This is a genomic window from Paenibacillus elgii NBRC 100335 (assembly GCF_004000865.1).
Lineage (GTDB): Bacteria > Bacillota > Bacilli > Paenibacillales > NBRC-103111 > Paenibacillus_G > Paenibacillus_G elgii.
On the sequence record NZ_BIMB01000010.1, the window covers coordinates 104308 to 120547 of the forward strand.

Annotated in this window: 18 protein-coding genes; 15 read left to right on the plus strand and 3 right to left on the minus strand. The window is 56.6% G+C overall.

The genetic code is table 11. The features are described 5' to 3' along the window. Positions 1 to 24: 24 nt before the first annotated feature. Complete coding sequence (locus PEL01S_RS10270) at positions 25 to 531, plus strand: L,D-transpeptidase (protein WP_108533962.1); 507 nt, start codon at positions 25 to 27, stop codon at positions 529 to 531. A gap of 429 nt (positions 532 to 960) precedes the next feature. Here the strand turns inward: PEL01S_RS10270 and PEL01S_RS10275 are convergent, their stop codons facing one another. Next, positions 961 to 1125, minus strand: a complete 165-nt coding sequence (locus tag PEL01S_RS10275) for a DUF1328 domain-containing protein (RefSeq protein WP_082867102.1) — start codon at positions 1123 to 1125, stop codon at positions 961 to 963. 157 nt (positions 1126 to 1282) lie between these two features. Between PEL01S_RS10275 and PEL01S_RS10280 the strand changes: the two genes are divergently transcribed. Beyond that, a complete protein-coding gene (locus tag PEL01S_RS10280; protein WP_063184748.1) occupies positions 1283 to 2146 on the plus strand; it encodes a CorA family divalent cation transporter in 864 nt (287 codons plus the stop codon). Positions 2147 to 2212: 66 nt separating this feature from the next. Here PEL01S_RS10280 and PEL01S_RS10285 read toward each other — a convergent pair whose 3' ends face one another. Next, a complete protein-coding gene (locus PEL01S_RS10285; RefSeq protein WP_127460232.1) occupies positions 2213 to 3475 on the minus strand; it encodes a glucuronate isomerase in 1263 nt (420 codons plus the stop codon). Positions 3476 to 3825: 350 nt separating this feature from the next. Continuing rightward, entirely contained in the window at positions 3826 to 4032 is a 207-nt protein-coding gene (locus tag PEL01S_RS10290; RefSeq protein ID WP_063184750.1) for a DUF1657 domain-containing protein, read from the minus strand. 154 nt (positions 4033 to 4186) lie between these two features. Here PEL01S_RS10290 and PEL01S_RS10295 point away from each other — a divergent pair, with 154 nt between their 5' ends. The 13 genes from PEL01S_RS10295 (at position 4187) to yqeK (ending at position 16225) form a co-directional block, all read left to right on the plus strand. Next, a complete protein-coding gene (locus PEL01S_RS10295) occupies positions 4187 to 5047 on the plus strand; it encodes a DUF421 domain-containing protein (protein ID WP_063184751.1) in 861 nt (286 codons plus the stop codon). A 24-nt stretch (positions 5048 to 5071) separates the two neighbouring features. Continuing rightward, positions 5072 to 5551, plus strand: a complete 480-nt coding sequence (spoVAC, locus tag PEL01S_RS10300) for a stage V sporulation protein AC (RefSeq protein WP_010495544.1) — start codon at positions 5072 to 5074, stop codon at positions 5549 to 5551. Between the two features lies 1 nt (position 5552). Then, positions 5553 to 6566 (plus strand): stage V sporulation protein AD, encoded by a 1014-nt coding sequence (spoVAD, locus tag PEL01S_RS10305; RefSeq protein WP_063184752.1) that lies wholly within the window; start codon positions 5553 to 5555, stop codon positions 6564 to 6566. Positions 6567 to 6578: 12 nt separating this feature from the next. Then, entirely contained in the window at positions 6579 to 6944 is a 366-nt protein-coding gene (spoVAE, locus tag PEL01S_RS10310; RefSeq protein WP_127460270.1) for a stage V sporulation protein AE, read from the plus strand. Between the two features lie 274 nt (positions 6945 to 7218). Then, entirely contained in the window at positions 7219 to 8178 is a 960-nt protein-coding gene (locus PEL01S_RS10315; protein ID WP_127460233.1) for an AAA family ATPase, read from the plus strand. 2 nt (positions 8179 to 8180) lie between these two features. Then, positions 8181 to 9425 carry a DUF58 domain-containing protein gene (locus tag PEL01S_RS10320; protein WP_174806926.1) on the plus strand — a complete coding sequence of 415 codons (1245 nt, stop codon included), beginning with the start codon at positions 8181 to 8183 and terminating at the stop codon, positions 9423 to 9425. Next, positions 9422 to 11647, plus strand: coding sequence for a transglutaminase TgpA family protein (locus tag PEL01S_RS10325; protein ID WP_127460234.1), 2226 nt, complete (start codon positions 9422 to 9424; stop codon positions 11645 to 11647). Before PEL01S_RS10320 ends, PEL01S_RS10325 begins: the two co-directional genes overlap by 4 nt. Before the next feature lie 129 nt (positions 11648 to 11776). Further along, on the plus strand, positions 11777 to 12271 hold the full coding sequence (locus tag PEL01S_RS10330; RefSeq protein WP_036677751.1) for a YqeG family HAD IIIA-type phosphatase: 495 nt from the start codon (positions 11777 to 11779) through the stop codon (positions 12269 to 12271). A 7-nt stretch (positions 12272 to 12278) separates the two neighbouring features. Beyond that, positions 12279 to 13406 carry a ribosome biogenesis GTPase YqeH gene (gene yqeH, locus PEL01S_RS10335; RefSeq protein WP_063184755.1) on the plus strand — a complete coding sequence of 376 codons (1128 nt, stop codon included), beginning with the start codon at positions 12279 to 12281 and terminating at the stop codon, positions 13404 to 13406. 25 nt (positions 13407 to 13431) lie between these two features. Next, entirely contained in the window at positions 13432 to 14301 is an 870-nt protein-coding gene (locus PEL01S_RS10340) for a shikimate dehydrogenase (RefSeq protein WP_127460235.1), read from the plus strand. 422 nt (positions 14302 to 14723) lie between these two features. Beyond that, positions 14724 to 15017 carry a ribosome assembly RNA-binding protein YhbY gene (yhbY, locus tag PEL01S_RS10345; protein ID WP_063184757.1) on the plus strand — a complete coding sequence of 98 codons (294 nt, stop codon included), beginning with the start codon at positions 14724 to 14726 and terminating at the stop codon, positions 15015 to 15017. Between the two features lie 49 nt (positions 15018 to 15066). Then, entirely contained in the window at positions 15067 to 15654 is a 588-nt protein-coding gene (locus PEL01S_RS10350; RefSeq protein ID WP_127460236.1) for a nicotinate-nucleotide adenylyltransferase, read from the plus strand. Then, positions 15644 to 16225 (plus strand): bis(5'-nucleosyl)-tetraphosphatase (symmetrical) YqeK, encoded by a 582-nt coding sequence (yqeK, locus tag PEL01S_RS10355; RefSeq protein ID WP_063184759.1) that lies wholly within the window; start codon positions 15644 to 15646, stop codon positions 16223 to 16225. Before PEL01S_RS10350 ends, yqeK begins: the two co-directional genes overlap by 11 nt. Positions 16226 to 16240: the final 15 nt, after the last annotated feature.

Here is a 16240-nt window from a genome sequence, read left to right on the forward strand (position 1 = left end):
ATCACGAAAGAGTAAGGATGATGGATGTTGAAAATATTCCTTTTTCTCCTGATGCTTTGGTTCGGCGCCTGGCCGGCAGGAAGCGCACTGGGAGCTGCCCCGTCACCTTCGACTGGGACGTCGCCCCCGGCCGGCTTGGAGGAGGAAGGCGTATATTTATTGATCGATAAATCGGAGAACCGGCTGACCGTCATCGTGAACGGGAGGGCGGCATACGGCTTTCCCGTTGCAACAGGACGGACGAAGGACCCGACGCCGACAGGGACGTTTCATATTGTGACCAAAATCGTGAAGCCGTGGTACGTGCGGAAGCAAATTCCCGGAGGGGACCCGCGGAATCCGCTGGGGACGCGTTGGATGGGAATCAACGTCCCGGGCTCCGGAGGGTATCAATACGGCATTCACGGAACGAACCGGCCGTACTCGATCGGCAGCAGCGCTTCGTCAGGTTGCGTCCGCATGCATAATCGAGATGTCGAGTGGCTCTATCGTCACATCCCGCTCGGTACGGTAGTTATCGTACGGGATTGAACGGGTATACCCGACTTTTTTTAAAAAAGGATGAATAGAAAAGTCGCAGGTGGTACATGCTAAAATCAACGGTGAAAAGAGAGGTGTGGTTCCGTTGAACAGTTCAACGAGAAATACCAGGGAAGTTGCTTCCGAATCGAGATAGAAGCGGAGGGATGTGCCAAAGACACGTTAGAGTAGTACACGTACTGCGATCGTGAATGAGGTAAGACCCGAGCTTTAGGCGAGGTTCAAGGCAAAATACCAAAATCGTTCACCGTTGGAAGGACTCCGCAAGGGGTCCTTTTCCTATTACCCGTCCTGACGGCTAACTGTCAACAGCCGCCCAGACATACCGCCCCTTCTGATACGTCAAAAAGCTTCCCGCCCTTACGGTGCAGGAAGCTTTTTTCATCCCGTTTGCCCGGGAATCCGGCTGAAGGACTTGCGCTATACCTTCGTTCGCCGGCCTATCAGCAGCGTGACTACGAACAAAATCAGGAAGAGGATGAACAATACCTTGGCGACTCCCGCCGCTGCGCTGGCGATCCCGAAAAATCCGAAAATACCGGCGATCACGGCGACGAGGAGAAAAACTAGCGACCAGTATAACATAGATGTTCGCCTCCTTTGTCCAGTGGACCGTAAGTCCGTTTCTCGTTTCATGCTTTTCTTACCCGACGCGTCTTCGCATGAATCAGCGCCGGTTTCAGGCCGCAAAGGAAGAGGTTAATGAGGAAACAAGAACGTTTGCCGGAATGGAGGAAGCTTTATGGACCAGCGCACCGTTCGGTTTCCTAACGCCAGATGGTCGTGGACATTGATGACGGCCCGTGAGGACACCAGGATGCCTCGGGTTCGCTCCGGGGGGACTGCGAAGCTGCTGCAAGGCTTTATCGTTTATTCGCTGCATCCCGAGAACGGGCAGCAAAAAATGTTTTACCGGGTCGACGAATCGGAACTGCTGACCTTGCAGGAAGGGCTGTACCCGTTTGACGACGAACAGGAGAAGCATATGCTTTCCTGCATGGATCGATGCCGGACGGCGCTGCAAGGGTTCTGCATGCTGATCGGAGAAGTGGCGCTGACGTTTTTATCGCAGATGGAAGAGCTGGAATGGAAGCTGGAGGAGCTGGAAGGCCGGATGAAGCGAAGCAATGATTCGAAGGTGCTGGATGAAATTATGGATCTTCAGTATGAAGTGCTGGACTGGCACCGCATTCTTCAGCCGCTCGAAGAGTTTCACGCCGCCGCCAAAGGGTGGGCGGAAGACAGCCCCTGTCACGAATATGACAACAACGAGTTGCTGCTCCAAAGGCTGCATTCCCGGCTGAACCGCTACCGCACCGAGCTGGACATCCTGCTGAATATCGACAACAATATCGCGACGTACCGGGGCAACGAAATTATGAAGACGCTCACCGTATTTTCCGTCATCTGTACCCCGGCTACCGTATTCGGCTCCATCTGGGGCATGAACTTCAAGAACATGCCCGAGCTTGAGCTGCCGTTCGGCTATGCCCTGGCCATCTCAGCCATTGTCTTACTAACCTTATCCGTTTACTTTTGGATGCACTGGAAAGGCTGGACCGGCGATCTGCTGAAAGGGAAAAACAAAGATTCCAACATTGTCTGACGTACGCAAAAGACGGCCCCTGCGCCGCGCAGAAGGCCGTCTCTTAGAATAATCGAAGAACCGATATTAGGCCGCAGGGTCCGGCTTGCCGAGAAACTTCCAGAATACGCCGCCTAGCAGATCCTCAATATCGCGGCGGATCTCCTCTTCCTCCAGCCGCCAGCCGGCGTCGAACAGGTCGCCGTATTTATCGCAAAGCACTTTGCCGATAATCGCGCGCGAGTGATCCCATTTGTACAAGAGCTGATCCAGAATACGGCAATCCGAGTGCTGCGGAATGACGCTGCCGCCAAGCAGCTCAAGCCGCATCCGCGTAATCTCCTCGATCAGACTCGGGTTGTTCAGAAACCACCAGCAACCGAATACGAGCAGGTTGCGGTTTTTCCGCGCGGTGACGGCCAGCTCGTGCTGGTTTTCCCGGGACAGCATCGTGACCAAAAATTTCACGTCCTGATACTTGCTGACGATTCGCTCGACCGCGCCGATGTCGCTTTTGCCCAGGCTGTCGCCCGCATCCTTCAGGGACGGATTGACCTTGCGCTTCACCCCGATCATCATCGCAAACGGAATTCCCGCTTCCCGCGCAACCGGCACGATACATTCGTCGATGATGCGGACGCGCGCAGAATCCTCGGGATACGCAAAATCGTTCGGCAGCGAAACGGCCATATACAGCGGGTTCATCCGGGCAATCCAATCCTTCAGGAAGCGGCGGATTTCGGCGAGCGTGCCGCCGGACAAGTCGGCGCTGACCTCATAGCCCTGCTCCTTGAGCTTGCTCCAGGAGCTATCCCACAGATTAAGCAGCGGATCAATCCGCAGTGCGGCCAGGAAGCGAGGGTCTTGACTTGCGCCGGATTCCCATTTGCCGCGTTCGTAAGCATCGAACGGATCGTTGGTCATCACGACCGTCTTCACGTTCGCAAGCTTCAAAATGCGGTCGATGTAGTCGCTGGCGCTGACGCTGCGGAAATACGCGCGGTACTCCTCCAGATCGCGCTTCGACAGATCGAGGCCGAGCCGGTTCAATACCGTGACGACGCCTCGGCACGCTTCGCTGTAGGGCGAATGGTCGATGAACAGCGTCTGCCAGATCAAGTCGGCCTGCTCTTGCTTGGACAGTTGCCAGAAAGCGTCGTAAGACAAATCCGGGCGGAAACGGAACGTTTCGGCGATCAGATAATGGTACGTCAGCAGCTCGTCTACTCCCCACAGCAGCAGGTCTCCGAACGATTCGGCAAACAGATGGGTATGAATATCGGTGACCGGGGTGGTGCGCACCGTTTCGGTCACAAAAGCGGTCAACTGCTCCTTGGTTGCAATCGTCATGATATCGGTAGTCCTCCCGAAAATCGATTAATGTTCACGTGAACAATGCTAATATTATAGCACTTATTTTCACTTTAGGATAGAGATGGGCGTTTGCCCGTGCCATTTATTTTAACCGGGCATAGCATGAAAGGGACGATTGCAAACCATCCGGATAGGGGCGTATGCCGATGGGATTTTTCACTTCCTTGTTGCTCATTCTGATCTTATTTATTTTGCTGTTGATCGTTTTGATGGTGTTGGCCTGATGCAAACCGCTATACACGAACACTGGCGCGGGAATACAAAGCGCAGTAAAAACAGCCCGGGAGCCGTTTGGGAGAAACGGACCGGGCTGTTTTCGTCCTGCCTTAAAACCCTTTATATTGGGGCTCCTCGTTCTCAAGCTGCTGCACGCGCGCGCTGACTTGGTCAACGATTTGCTGCGTTTGCTGCGCGCAATTTTGGAACAGCGTCTTGGCTTCCTGATTTTGCGTGCCCAGCGCGAACGTTTCCAAGCTGGCTTGTGCGCTTTTCAGCGAAGCCAGCGTCGTTTTCACTTGGCTTGCCACGGTCATCGTTATCACCTCCACAAACGATAATGTGCGCGATTAAGAGGCAGCTAATGAATGTCAATAACTACCTGCCATAACTCTTCCGATTCGGCAAATAATTTAATTGATCTCGTCACACCATGAAAGCTAAGCTCGCACGGAAAAGGAGAGGGATTCGTTGCAGGATTGGATGCACATTGTTTTTCGGGCGATTTCGACGATCGCGATCTTGTTTTTGATGACCCGAATTTTGGGAAAAAAACAAATATCTCAATTGACCTTCTTCGAATACATAACGGGAATTACCCTTGGCGAGGTTGCCGGGTTTATGTCCACGGACGTCGAGGCGAACTACATGCACGGCTTTATCGCCTTGTTCCTCTGGTTCGCGGTTCCGCTGCTGCTGGAGATGCTGACGCTGAAAAGCAAGCGGCTGCGGGACTGGTTCGAAGGAAAAGGAACGGTATTCATCAAGGAAGGCAAAATTCTCGAGGACAATTTGAAGAAAGAACGCTATACCGCCGACGAACTGCTTGAGCAGTTACGTGCCAAAAACGTGTTTAACGTGGCCGACGTGGAGTTTGCGATGCTGGAACCGAGCGGGGAAGTCAGCGTGCTGCTGAAAAAAGAAAATCAACCGCTCACAGCGAAGCATCTCGGAATCAAAACGGCGCCCGAACGCGAATCCCAGGCGGTCATTATCGACGGCAACATTATGGACGAGCCGCTCGCCACTGCAGGGCTAAGCCGGGAATGGCTCTTGACGGAGCTGGAAAAAATCGGCGTGACCCCGGAGAACGTGTTCATCGGTCAAGTGGACGTCTACGGGGGGCTGCACGTTGATTTGTACGACGATATGCTTCTCGTGCCTGACGATGTGTCGAAGCCGCTGTTGTTTGCAACGCTTAAGAAGTGCGAAGCGGATTTGTCGCTGTACGCTCTGGCGGTTAAGAACGAGGGCGCGAAGCACGTGTATGAGAGCTGCGCGGAGCAAATGAACCGGATCTTGGAACAGGCCGAGCCTCTGTTGAAGCGATAAAACCATGCGGGAGGAGCAGCGAGCATGACCACAAAGTCCAAAATGAAAAAGTTGACCTGGACCCAGCAGGAATATCAGGAATTTGCGAAAAAGCGAGAGCCGGCTCGTCCGGTGCTTCAAAACTGCTTTCGTGCTTTTATTGTGGGCGGGCTCATTTGTCTGATCGGACAATTCGTGACCCAATTTTTTATTTACTGGTTCGGGTTTACCCAAAAAACGGCGGGGAATCCGACGGTGGCGGTTATGATTTTCCTGTCCGTCGTTCTGACCTGCTTGGGCGTATACGACAAAATCGCCCAATGGGCGGGCGCGGGCTCCGCCGTCCCCGTAACCGGATTTGCCAACTCGATGTGTTCTGCGGCGCTGGAGCATAAAAGCGAAGGTTATGTGCTGGGCGTCGGAGGCAACATGTTCAAGCTGGCAGGTCCGGTTATCGTCTACGGGACGGTATCCGCATTTGTGATCGGGCTTATCCATTGTCTGTTCGGATTGGGGGGCAAATAAGATGCTGAAGGGAGCCCAAAGCTGGGAATTCAAGAAGCGGCCGGTCATCCGGGGGACGGCTACGATCGTCGGACCGGACGAGGGCAGCGGACCGCTCGGCAACGAATTCGATATCGTGCACGCGGATACGACGATCGGGCAGGACAGCTGGGAGAAGGCCGAGAAAAAAATGCTGGAGGAAGCGGCGAAGCTGGCCATCGAAAATGCGTGCTTGACCAAAGAGCACATCCAGTTCTATGTCGGGGGCGACCTGCTGAACCAGATTATCAGCAACAGCTTTGCGGTCCGGACGATGCAAATTCCGTACCTCGGCATCTTCGGCGCTTGCTCGACTTCGATGGAGGGACTTGCCGTCGCGTCGCTGATCGTGGATTCCGGGTTCGGCCATCATGTGATGGCCGGCACCTGCAGCCATAATTCCACGGCGGAGAAGCAGTTCCGCTATCCGACGGAATACGGCTCGCAGAAGCCGCCGACCGCGCAGTACACGGTAACGGGCGCGGCTTGCGCCGTTGTAGGGAACCACGGCCCGGGACCGGTCGTGACCGGGGCGACGATCGGCCGCGTCATCGACATGGGCATCAAGGACCCGTTTAACATGGGGGCTGCGATGGCCCCGGCGGCGGTCGATACGCTGCAGGCACATTTTCGCGATTTTCAGCGGGAGCCGGGCTACTACGATCTGATCGTGACCGGCGATTTGTCGAAGGTCGGTTACGAAATCGCGTGCGAGCTGCTGGAAAAGCACAAGGTGCCCATTCACCAAACGACCTACAAAGACTGCGGCCTGATGATTTTCGACCGGGAGAAGCAGAACGTGCAGGCTGGCGGCAGCGGGTGCGCCTGCTCTGCCGTCGTCACCTACGGTCATATTTTGAAGCGCGTGAAAAAGGGGGAGCTGAAGCGGGTGCTCGTGGTGGCGACGGGAGCGCTGCTGTCTCCGCTTTCCTTCCAGCAAGGCGAAAGCATCCCCTGCATCGCCCATGCGGTAGCGATCGAAAGCGAGGTGCGTTAGACTATGGATTGGATGCAGTTTGTTTGGGCGTTTATCATCGGAGGGGCCATCTGCGTCATCGGGCAACTGCTGATTGACGTCATGCGGCTGTCTCCCGCGCATACGATGAGCACGTTGGTCGTCGCAGGAGCGATTATCGGCGGCATTCCGATCGGAAACAAGAGCCTGTACGACCGGTTTATCGAATTTGCCGGGGCGGGGGCGACTGTGCCGATCACAAGCTTCGGCAATTCGCTTGTCCACGGCGCGTTGGCCGAGCTTAAACTGCACGGCATCGTCGGCATTATTACCGGCATTTTCGAGGTGACGAGCGCGGGCATCTCGGCGGCCATCATCTTTTCGTTTCTTGCGGCGCTCGTGTTCAGACCGCAAGGCTGAGCGGACCTGAGTCACGGCCCGTCCGAGCGCGCCCCGGCGATTTTCCGGGGCTTTTTTGCATTCCGCTGAACAATTACACCGGTTTTATCCGTATACGCCGTTTTTTGAATCCTGTACAATAAAGGAATAGGTGCCCTGAGAGGGATCATTCCGAATTTGTTACATTTTGTTGCAATTTGGCTTTATTTTCCCCATATGGAACCATTTTTGACAACTTTATTTCCCGTTCATACGTATATACTTTGTACGATAACATTTCGAGGAGGCCCGGACGATGGAAACGATGATACGAGAAGATATTCAAGCCTTGAAGCGCATACAAGCGAATTTGGCATCCTGCATCCTCGGCAAAACGGACGAGATTGTGCTGCTGATGACCGCTATGCTGGCAGGAGGCCATGTGCTGCTTGAGGATGTGCCCGGTACCGGCAAGACGGTGCTGATCAAAGCGCTTGCCAAATCGATCCGCGGCCAGTTCCGCCGTATTCAATGCAATCCCGACCTTTTACCCACCGATATTACGGGGGTTTCGATCTATCATCCGAAGGACGAGGTATTTATTTTCCGTCCCGGACCGATCATGACGCATATTTTGCTGGCGGACGAAATTAACCGGGCGACGACCAAGACGCAATCGGCGCTGCTCGAAGCGATGGAGGAGCGCCATGTGACGGTCGACGGGGAAACGTACGAGCTGCCGAAGCCCTTTCTGCTCCTGGCAACGCAAAATCCGATCGACTTTGAGGGCACGTACATTTTGCCGGAAGCCCAGTTGGACCGGTTTATGATGAAGTTCAGCCTCGGTTACCCGGATGCGGATACGGAAACGAAGATGATTTTGGCGCAAAGCGTCATCCATCCGCTCGAAGAGCTGGAGCCGGTCGTGGACAGCGAGCAGATTTTGTCGATCCAGAAGCAGGTCAAGCAGGTGCATCTCGACGAAGCGGTTGCCGCTTATCTGGTCGCCGTCACCCGCCTGACGCGCGAGCATGGCTCGATTTATCTCGGCGCCAGTCCGCGGGCGACGCTTGCGCTTGTGCAGGCCTCCAAGGCGCTTGCGTTAATTCAGGAACGGGACTATGTCATCCCGGACGATATTAAATTTTTGGTGCCGTACGTGCTCGGCCACCGGATTTTGCTGACGGCCGAAGCCCGGATGGAGGGGGCTACGGTGCAATCTGTCCTGCAATCGGTCGTGCAGCAGGTGAAAGTGCCGGTACGTTGGGAGAAGTGAGCATGATGAAACCTTCCTTCGCTCACAGACCCCCGTTCAGGCTGCGGTTCAGCCGCAAATTTTGGGCGGTGGCGACCGCTTTTGCGGGAAGTCTCGGCTTCTTGCTGTTTCAAGGCGGCAAGCTGGCTTTAATGCTGTTCGCGATGATGACGATTTTGAGCGTTTATTTGCTGTTGGGGCAATGGAGCGGCATTAAGCGGACCCAAGGCGTACGCACGCTGTCCAGTGGCGATTACGGTTCTCTGCTGCCGGCCGGAAGCTCGCTCGGCGTGACGATTCAGCTGCAAATTCCGGGCATATGGCCGATCCCTTATTTGTTTATCAAGGACTGCTTGGTTCACAAAAGCGGGCGCGAGCTGACGTTCGAAGCGACGGTCGTTCCCGACTGGCGGCGGCGTGCGGAATGGGAATACCGGACCCCGGCGATGCGTCGGGGGCGCTATACGTTCGGACAGACGGAATGCGTGACGGAGGACGTCTTCGGCTTGTTCGAGCACAAGGGCGGTCTGGAGCTGCCCCAGAGCATCGCTGTGCTGCCACAGACCGTGCCGATCCGGGAATGGCAGCAGTACAACCAAATGATGAAAGGAACGAGCCACCACTCGTCCACGACCCGGGCGGTCCGGGAGACGACGCAGATCAACGGGGTTCGCGAGTATATTTACGGCGACCGCCTCTCCCGCATTCACTGGAATGCGACTGCCAAGACCGGCACTTGGAAATCGAAGGAATTCGAGCGTGAATCGCTGCCCAAGTCGTACTTGATTCTCGACCGGGCGGGGCAAGCCTACGGTGACCCCGATCAGTTCGAATTGGCCGTATCCGTAGCCGCGTCCTTGTTTCAATACGGCTTGGAACGGGGGCTTGCGCTCGGGCTTGTCTCCATGGGCGCGGACGACGTCCATCTCGAACCCAAGACCGGGCAAGCGCTGTATCAGGCGGCGCAGCAGCATTTTATCGATGTGGAGGCCGACGGCGTCCATGACATCCGCCATGTGCTCAAAACGAAAGTGCATCAGCTGGTGCCCGGCAGCTTCGTCACGCTGATCAGCCCGCTGTCCGGCGAACCGATGCTGCAGGTGCTGACCTGGCTGAAGCAGCAGCAGATGAATCCTTGCCACCTCTGGATCGGAGGCGCCCGCGGTCAAGAAGTCTGGGTCAAAGACCTGCATGCGCGGGGCGTGCCATGCTACGCGGTAAGGCAGCTGTCGGAGCTGCCCGGGTTGTTGGGAGGTCGGAAGGGATGAAGCAGCAGCGAATATGGCTTAAGCGTCTGCTGTTGGACGAATGGCCGCACCGCTTGTCGGTGCTGTTGTCCGGTTTAATTTTGCTCCAGTTCGTATACTGGTTTGCCAAAGAAGACGGCTTCTGGCTTTCGGAGACGGTCGTCATCGTGAAGCTAACGTTTCTGACGGTCTTTGCGTTCGAGCATTTGACGCGGCTGCATTGGATCGTTCGCGGCATCCTGCAGCTTGTCTCCGTCGTGGTCATCAACGTGCTCGTTCTCGAGCAATTTGAAGTCATCGCGCCGATGAAGGCGTCCAGCTTTTTGAGCTCGAAGCTGTTCTTGAATCTGTACGAGCTTACGCCGTATTTGTGGTTCGGCATGGGCGCCTGGGTCGTGTACGTGACGATTATTTGGTGGGTGGAAGTCAAGTGGCGGGTATATATCCTGCTGGTGGTCAGCGTGCTTGCGCTCTGCATCCGCGATTCGTTCTCGTCCATCTATTTGTGGCCGCAAGTGGCCGCGATCGTCGGCTGCGGGCTGCTGCTGCTCATTCTCAATCATTTCGCGCAGCTGCGGCGCAAAGATCCGGCCGCTTGGCGGCATTTGGCGGAATATCCGGCTTCCATCGCCATGACGGTCGCCTCCTTAATCGGGGTAACGGTGCTCGCCGGATCGCTCATGCCCGAGGTCGGGCCGATGCTGACCGACCCGTATACCGCTTGGCGCGCATCCCGGGGAGAGCCGATGGCCTTCACCACGGGCAAAGGGGTCACCGTCCCCCCGAGCGAAGCAATGGATTCCTCGTCGGGCTACAGCCGGAGCGATGCGAATCTGGGAGGCGGCTTTCGGTTCGACTACACGCCGGTCATGAAGATCGAAACGGATCACCGCGCTTATTGGCGGGGCGAGACGCGTTCGCACTATACCGGCAAAGGCTGGGAGGAAAGCGACAGCGAGCGGCGAGGTCCGTGGAACGTGATCAGGCCCGAAGCTTCACTTCCGGCGGACGCCCGGTTAGCCGGGTCCAAGGCGAAGGCGGTGGAGGTGAAGCAGACCGTTACGCTGATGTCGGAGCAGCAGTATCCCGTGCTGTTCGGAGCTTACTCTATCCAGAAGGTGATGGGGCTGAACGGCGCCAAAAACGGCTTCGACCCGCTGCAATGGTCGGCTCCCCAATCCGAGATCCGCTACAGCGAGCGACAGCCGTACCCGCAGACGTATACGATTGTGTCGCAAATGCCGGTTGTAAACGAAGAAGCGCTGCGGAAGCTGCCTGTTGCGCCGCTGAGGCAGGATATGGCGGAATTCGTCCAGCTGCCTAGCAGCGTACCGGAGCGGGTCCGCAAGCTGGCCGCGGATCTGACGAAGGATGCGGCCACTCCGTACGACAAAGCGAAGAAGCTTGAGCAGTACTTGCAGACGAGCTTTCCGTATACAAATAAGCCCGACCTCAGCAAGGGCCAGAGTCGCGATTTTGTCGACCGGTTCCTGTTTGAAATTAAAGAAGGCTACTGCGATTATTACTCTACCGCGATGGTGGTTCTGTCCCGCGCGATCGGGCTGCCGGCGCGCTGGGTCAAAGGCTATGCGTCGGGGACGCCGGATTTTCAGCAGACGGAGCTGCAAGGCTTCGCCCCCCACGAGCTGCTGGTGGACCCGGACGGCGGCGGGGTCTACACGGTACGCAACTCCGACGCCCACTCCTGGGTCGAGGTTTATTTCGACGGCTACGGATGGATTCCGTTCGAGCCGACGGCCGGCTTCGCGATGCCGCGCGCCGTACTGCTTGGGGAAACGTCCGCTTCGCCGGTAGAGCCGCAGCCTGCTCCGAAGCCGGAGCCGAAGCCGGCAGAGCCAGCCGTCGAAACGCATCATGCGGCAGCGTGGAGCATGGCCGCCGTTGTGATCGTCGTCGCCGCATTTCTTGCCTGGAAGCTGCAGGTTGTCGAGCTGCTGAAGGAACGCGCGCGCCGCCGCCGGGCATCGCTGCTGAAGCAGAAGGTCATTGTGGAGTGCGAACGGCTGCTGCGCATTTTCCGCCGCAACGGGTATGTGCGCGAGGAGCACGAGACGCTGCGCGAAGCGGTGCGCCGCTGGTCACTTCAGAGCCGGTGGATGAGCGACGAGCTGGAGGCCGTCCTTCACGTATTCGAGAAGGCGAAGTACGGAAAAGCGGAGATCACCGAGGAAGACTGGAAAAAAACGAACCAAATCGTCGAACGGTTGCGTTCGCAGATGTAAATGTTAACGATCGGCAGGCCGCGCCTTTGCGGAGGGCGGTTTGCTTTTTTTGTTCGCTATTTTGCAACAAAATGGACAGTTATGGTATAGTTTGACGTATACAGCCTAATGTCTTTCGAGGTGAACGCTTTGCTGAAAAAGCTAATTCCGCGTCAACAAGTCAACACGATATTTGACATAGATCTTCAAGCGTTATGGGAGCAGGGATACCGCGGCATCATAACGGACTTGGACAATACGCTGGTAGGAGCCAAAGCGCCTCTTGCCACGCCGGAGCTGCTGGATTGGCTGAAAGTCGTGGGGCAAATCGGCTTTCAGGTCGTCATTGTGTCGAACAACCAGCGCAACCGGGTTACCAAGTTCGCCGAGCCGCTGTCCCTGCCTTTCATTTATCGCGCCCGTAAGCCGACAAGCGCAGCGTTCCGGAGAGCCATGAGCATCATGAATCTGCGGGCGCAGCAGACGGTGGTCATCGGGGATCAGATGCTGACCGACGTGCTGGGAGGCAACCGGATGGGGCTTTATACCATCCTCGTCAAGCCGATTTCTCTTGCGGACGAGGGCTTTTTTACGAAGGTAAACCGAAGGATCGAAAAGGCCGCATTGACTATAATGAAAAGGTAGGGAACGTATGACGGCCCACAATCAACATTCCGAAACGAACCGCTGTGCAGGCTGCGGCGTAGCGCTCCAAACGGAGCAGCCGGAGCAGCTTGGCTATGTCCCGGCTCAAGCGCTTGCGCGCACGCCGATCATTTGCCAGCGGTGTTTCCGCATCAAGAATTACAATGAAGCTTCGGGCATTACGCTCAATCAGGACGATTTTCTGCGGCTGCTCACCCATGTAGGGGGAACGGACTCGCTGGTCGTGAACATTGTCGATATTTTCGATTTCGAGGGCAGCATGATTTCCGGTTTGGCACGGTTTGTCGGCACTAACCCGGTCATCCTGGTCGTGAACAAAATCGATCTGCTCCCCAAAGTGACGAACTACAACCGGATCGTGAACTGGGTGCAGAGACAGGCGAAGGAAGCGGGACTTCGGGTCGTGGAAGTCGTCCTCTGCTCAGCGAAAAAAAATATGGGCTTCGAGCGGGTCATCGAAGCGTTGGAGCTGCACCGCAAAGGGCGCGACATCTATGTCGTCGGGGCGACGAACGTCGGCAAATCGACGCTCATCAACCGGCTTATTCGCGATTACAGCGATTTGGACGCCGAGCTGACGGTTTCGCAATATCCGGGCACGACGCTTGATCTGGTGCGCATTCCGCTGGACGACGGCGCCTCGATCATCGATACGCCGGGCATTGTGTACAAGCATCGTTTGACGGAGCTCGTCAGCAAGAAGGATTTGATGAAGGTGATGCCGGACAGGCCGATCAAGCCGCTGGTTTTCCAATTGAACGATCAACAGTCGATCTTCTTCGGCAGCTTGGTGCGCTTCGATTTCGTGCAGGGCGAACGGCAGTCGTTCACGTTCTACGTTTCCAACGCGCTCCAGGCCCACCGGACGAAGCTGGATCGGGCGGACGAGCTGTACGAGGAGCACCGGGGCGTGCTTCTGTCGCCGCCAAGCCTGGAAGAGCTGGAGGAGCTGCCCAAGCTGACCAAGCATCCGATTCGCATTCCGAAGAATGCGAATCTGGACGTCTCGGTCTCGGGCCTCGGCTGGATCAAAGTAAACGGCACTGCCGGAGCGGATCTGGTCATCCACGTGCCCAAAGGCGTGAAGGTCGCGGTTCGGGAATCGGTCATTTAGCGGGGAGCGGGAGGAACGGACGAGAATGAGCAAGCATAAACTGGACAGCCACACGATTTTGTACGGAGTGTTCGGCGATCCGATCCGGCACTCCAAATCGCCGATCATGCTGAACCGGGCATTCGAAGCGGCGGGAATCAATGCGGCGTATGGAGCGTTTCACATCCTGCCCGGCACGTTAAAGGACGCGGTGGCCGGCATCCGGGCGCTGCAATTCCGCGGGGTCAACGTGACGATTCCGCACAAGGTCGAGGTCATGTCCTATTTGGACGAGATCGACGAAGGAGCCCGCGCCATCGGAGCGGTGAACACTATCGTCAACGAAGGCGGCCGGCTGATCGGCTACAATACCGACGGCATCGGCTATATGCGTTCGCTCCGCGAAGAGACGGGCATCTCGCTGAAGGGTCGCAAGGTACTGATGATCGGCGCAGGGGGAGCGGCCCGCGGCGTCGGCTACGCGCTGGCCCGCGAAGGCGCGGAGCACATCTACATTGCGAACCGCACGAAGGAGAAGGCGCTGGATCTCGCTTCATCGATGAGCGAGTTCGGCAGCGTATCCGGGCACGGCCTGGACGAGATTCCGAAGCTGGCCGGAGAGGCCGCTTTGATCGTCAACAACACGCTGCTTGGCATGCATCCGAACGTGAACGAAGTGCCGATGGACATTTCGCTGATTCGCCCTGAGACGGTCGTCAGCGATCTGGTGTACAACCCGCTGATCACCCGTTTCCTGCGTGAAGCCCGCGATCAGCGCGGCGCCGTCATTCACAGCGGCCTCGGCATGTTCATATACCAAGGCGCCTACGCCTTCGAATATTGGACCGGCCAGCCCGCCCCAATCGCCGCCATGTGCGAAGTGGTGGAACAATCTTTTATGGATGCGGAGCATTAGAGTTTTTTAAACAATTTGGAAGAGTTTCTATGTTTTGGCTAGGCACGGATTTGGCAAACGGGTTAGGGGTTTGAGATGTTGCAGTACAGGGCGCTTCATGACAAGGTCATGAGCCCCTGACGCCCCGGTTTGCGCTTTGCGCCGAACAAGAGCTTCATGACAGCGTCATGAGGCGGCTCCTTCCCCGCAATAAATGAAAACCGCACGACGCAACACAGCGCACCCTGGGCATAACGTATGGAGAGAACGCCGCATGTGAGCGTGTCCCGAAGGGACGAAAGCGTTCCTACGCCGCTGTTCCTTCAACGCCGGCCCCGCAGCAGGCACGCCCCTTTCGGGTGTCCAGAGGGCGTAGCCCTTTGGGGTCCTCCCTACTAGGGAGGATTTAGGAGGGTGCTCACTTAAGGAGGAAACACACAACCATGTTAACAGGCAAACAAAAAAGGTATTTGCGCTCTTTGGCGCATCATATGAATCCGATCTTTCAGGTCGGCAAAGGCGGCGTAAACGATCATCTGATCCGCCACATCAGCGAGGCGCTGGAAGTCCGCGAATTGATCAAAGTCACGGTGCTTAACAACTGTATGGAGGACCGGAACGAAGTGGCCGAGCAGTTGGCGGAAGGCGCCGGCGCGGAGCTGGTTCAAGTGATCGGCAAAATCATCGTGCTCTACAAGGAATCCCGCGAGAATAAAACGATCGAGCTTCCGGTTTAAGCCTACGGCGGCGGAAGTGGCATTTCAGCTAAAAAGAGGGGGATGCCGGATGAAGGTCGGTTTGATGGGCGGCACCTTCGATCCCGTTCATATCGGGCATTTGATTGCCGCCCAAAGCGTTTGCGAGAGGCTCGAACTCGACGAAGTATGGTTTATGCCGACGAACGTGCCTCCGCATAAAGAACAGGCGCCCGGAGCTTCCCCGCGGCAGCGGCTGGAGATGGTCGAGCTTGCCGTCGAAGGGCATCCGCACTTCCGGGCTTCGGATATGGAGCTGCGCAAAGGCGGCGTATCGTACAGTATCGAGACGGTAACGATGCTTAGGGCGCAGCATCCCGGTTGTCGGTTTACTTATATTATCGGGGCCGATATGGTTCGATATTTGCCGAAGTGGTATAAGATCGACGAGTTGGTCCGCTTGGTTACTTTCGCCGGATTGCAGCGGCCGGGCTATGATACAGGGTACGAGGGGCTTCCCGATGCCATTCGGCAGGCGGTGAAGCTTGTGCCGATGCCGCAAATCGAGCTGTCGTCCACGTTGATTCGGCAGCGGCGGGCTTTGGGGCAGTCGGTGCGTTACATGGTCCCGGACCGGGTAAATCATTATATCGAGGTGAACCGTCTGTATGAAGCGTGAGGAAATGATCGAATCGGTTCGCTCCCAGATGCCGGAGAAGCGCTGGAACCATACGCTTGGCGTCATGGAAACGGCGGTGCGGCTGGCGGAACGTTACGGCGCGGACCCGGCCAAAGCCGAGCTGGCGGCCATTCTCCACGATGTCTGCAAATATTGGCGTGTGGACGAGCAAGCGCGCATCATCCGCGAGAACGGACTGCCTCCGGATTTGCTCGAATACGACAAAGAGCTATGGCATGCCCACGCAGGCGCTTGGATCGCCCGGGAGCAGTACGGCGTAAGCGACGAGGAAGTGCTGGATGCGATTCGTTATCACACCTCAGGGCGCGCGCGAATGACGCTGCTGGACAAGGTCGTTTGCTTGGCGGATTACATGGAGCCGGGACGGGATTTTCCGGGCGTGCATAATATTCGCCAAAACGCCGAACATAGTTTAGAGAAGGCACTTATAACCGGATTTGACGGAACGATCCGTTTTTTATTGGATAAAGGCAAGCGAATTTATCCGCTGACCTTCGAAGCTCGCAACGGACTGATCCGGGAGCTGGAGGAGCGGGGAGAAACGGTATGATTTACTTACAGGAGG

Excerpts from the sequence above, each read along its gene's own strand:
- PEL01S_RS10270 (WP_108533962.1), top strand. The coding sequence starts at position 25 with ATGTTGAAAATATTCCTTTTTCTCCTGATGCTTTGGTTCGGCGCCTGG.
- PEL01S_RS10275 (WP_082867102.1), bottom strand. The coding sequence starts at position 1,125 with ATGTTATACTGGTCGCTAGTTTTTCTCCTCGTCGCCGTGATCGCCGGT.
- PEL01S_RS10280 (WP_063184748.1), top strand. The coding sequence starts at position 1,283 with ATGGACCAGCGCACCGTTCGGTTTCCTAACGCCAGATGGTCGTGGACA.
- PEL01S_RS10285 (WP_127460232.1), bottom strand. The coding sequence starts at position 3,475 with ATGACGATTGCAACCAAGGAGCAGTTGACCGCTTTTGTGACCGAAACG.
- PEL01S_RS10290 (WP_063184750.1), bottom strand. The coding sequence starts at position 4,032 with ATGACCGTGGCAAGCCAAGTGAAAACGACGCTGGCTTCGCTGAAAAGC.
- spoVAC (WP_010495544.1), top strand. The coding sequence starts at position 5,072 with ATGACCACAAAGTCCAAAATGAAAAAGTTGACCTGGACCCAGCAGGAA.
- spoVAD (WP_063184752.1), top strand. The coding sequence starts at position 5,553 with ATGCTGAAGGGAGCCCAAAGCTGGGAATTCAAGAAGCGGCCGGTCATC.
- spoVAE (WP_127460270.1), top strand. The coding sequence starts at position 6,579 with ATGCAGTTTGTTTGGGCGTTTATCATCGGAGGGGCCATCTGCGTCATC.
- PEL01S_RS10315 (WP_127460233.1), top strand. The coding sequence starts at position 7,219 with ATGGAAACGATGATACGAGAAGATATTCAAGCCTTGAAGCGCATACAA.
- PEL01S_RS10320 (WP_174806926.1), top strand. The coding sequence starts at position 8,181 with ATGATGAAACCTTCCTTCGCTCACAGACCCCCGTTCAGGCTGCGGTTC.
- PEL01S_RS10325 (WP_127460234.1), top strand. The coding sequence starts at position 9,422 with ATGAAGCAGCAGCGAATATGGCTTAAGCGTCTGCTGTTGGACGAATGG.
- yqeH (WP_063184755.1), top strand. The coding sequence starts at position 12,279 with ATGACGGCCCACAATCAACATTCCGAAACGAACCGCTGTGCAGGCTGC.
- PEL01S_RS10340 (WP_127460235.1), top strand. The coding sequence starts at position 13,432 with ATGAGCAAGCATAAACTGGACAGCCACACGATTTTGTACGGAGTGTTC.
- yhbY (WP_063184757.1), top strand. The coding sequence starts at position 14,724 with ATGTTAACAGGCAAACAAAAAAGGTATTTGCGCTCTTTGGCGCATCAT.
- PEL01S_RS10350 (WP_127460236.1), top strand. The coding sequence starts at position 15,067 with ATGAAGGTCGGTTTGATGGGCGGCACCTTCGATCCCGTTCATATCGGG.
- yqeK (WP_063184759.1), top strand. The coding sequence starts at position 15,644 with ATGAAGCGTGAGGAAATGATCGAATCGGTTCGCTCCCAGATGCCGGAG.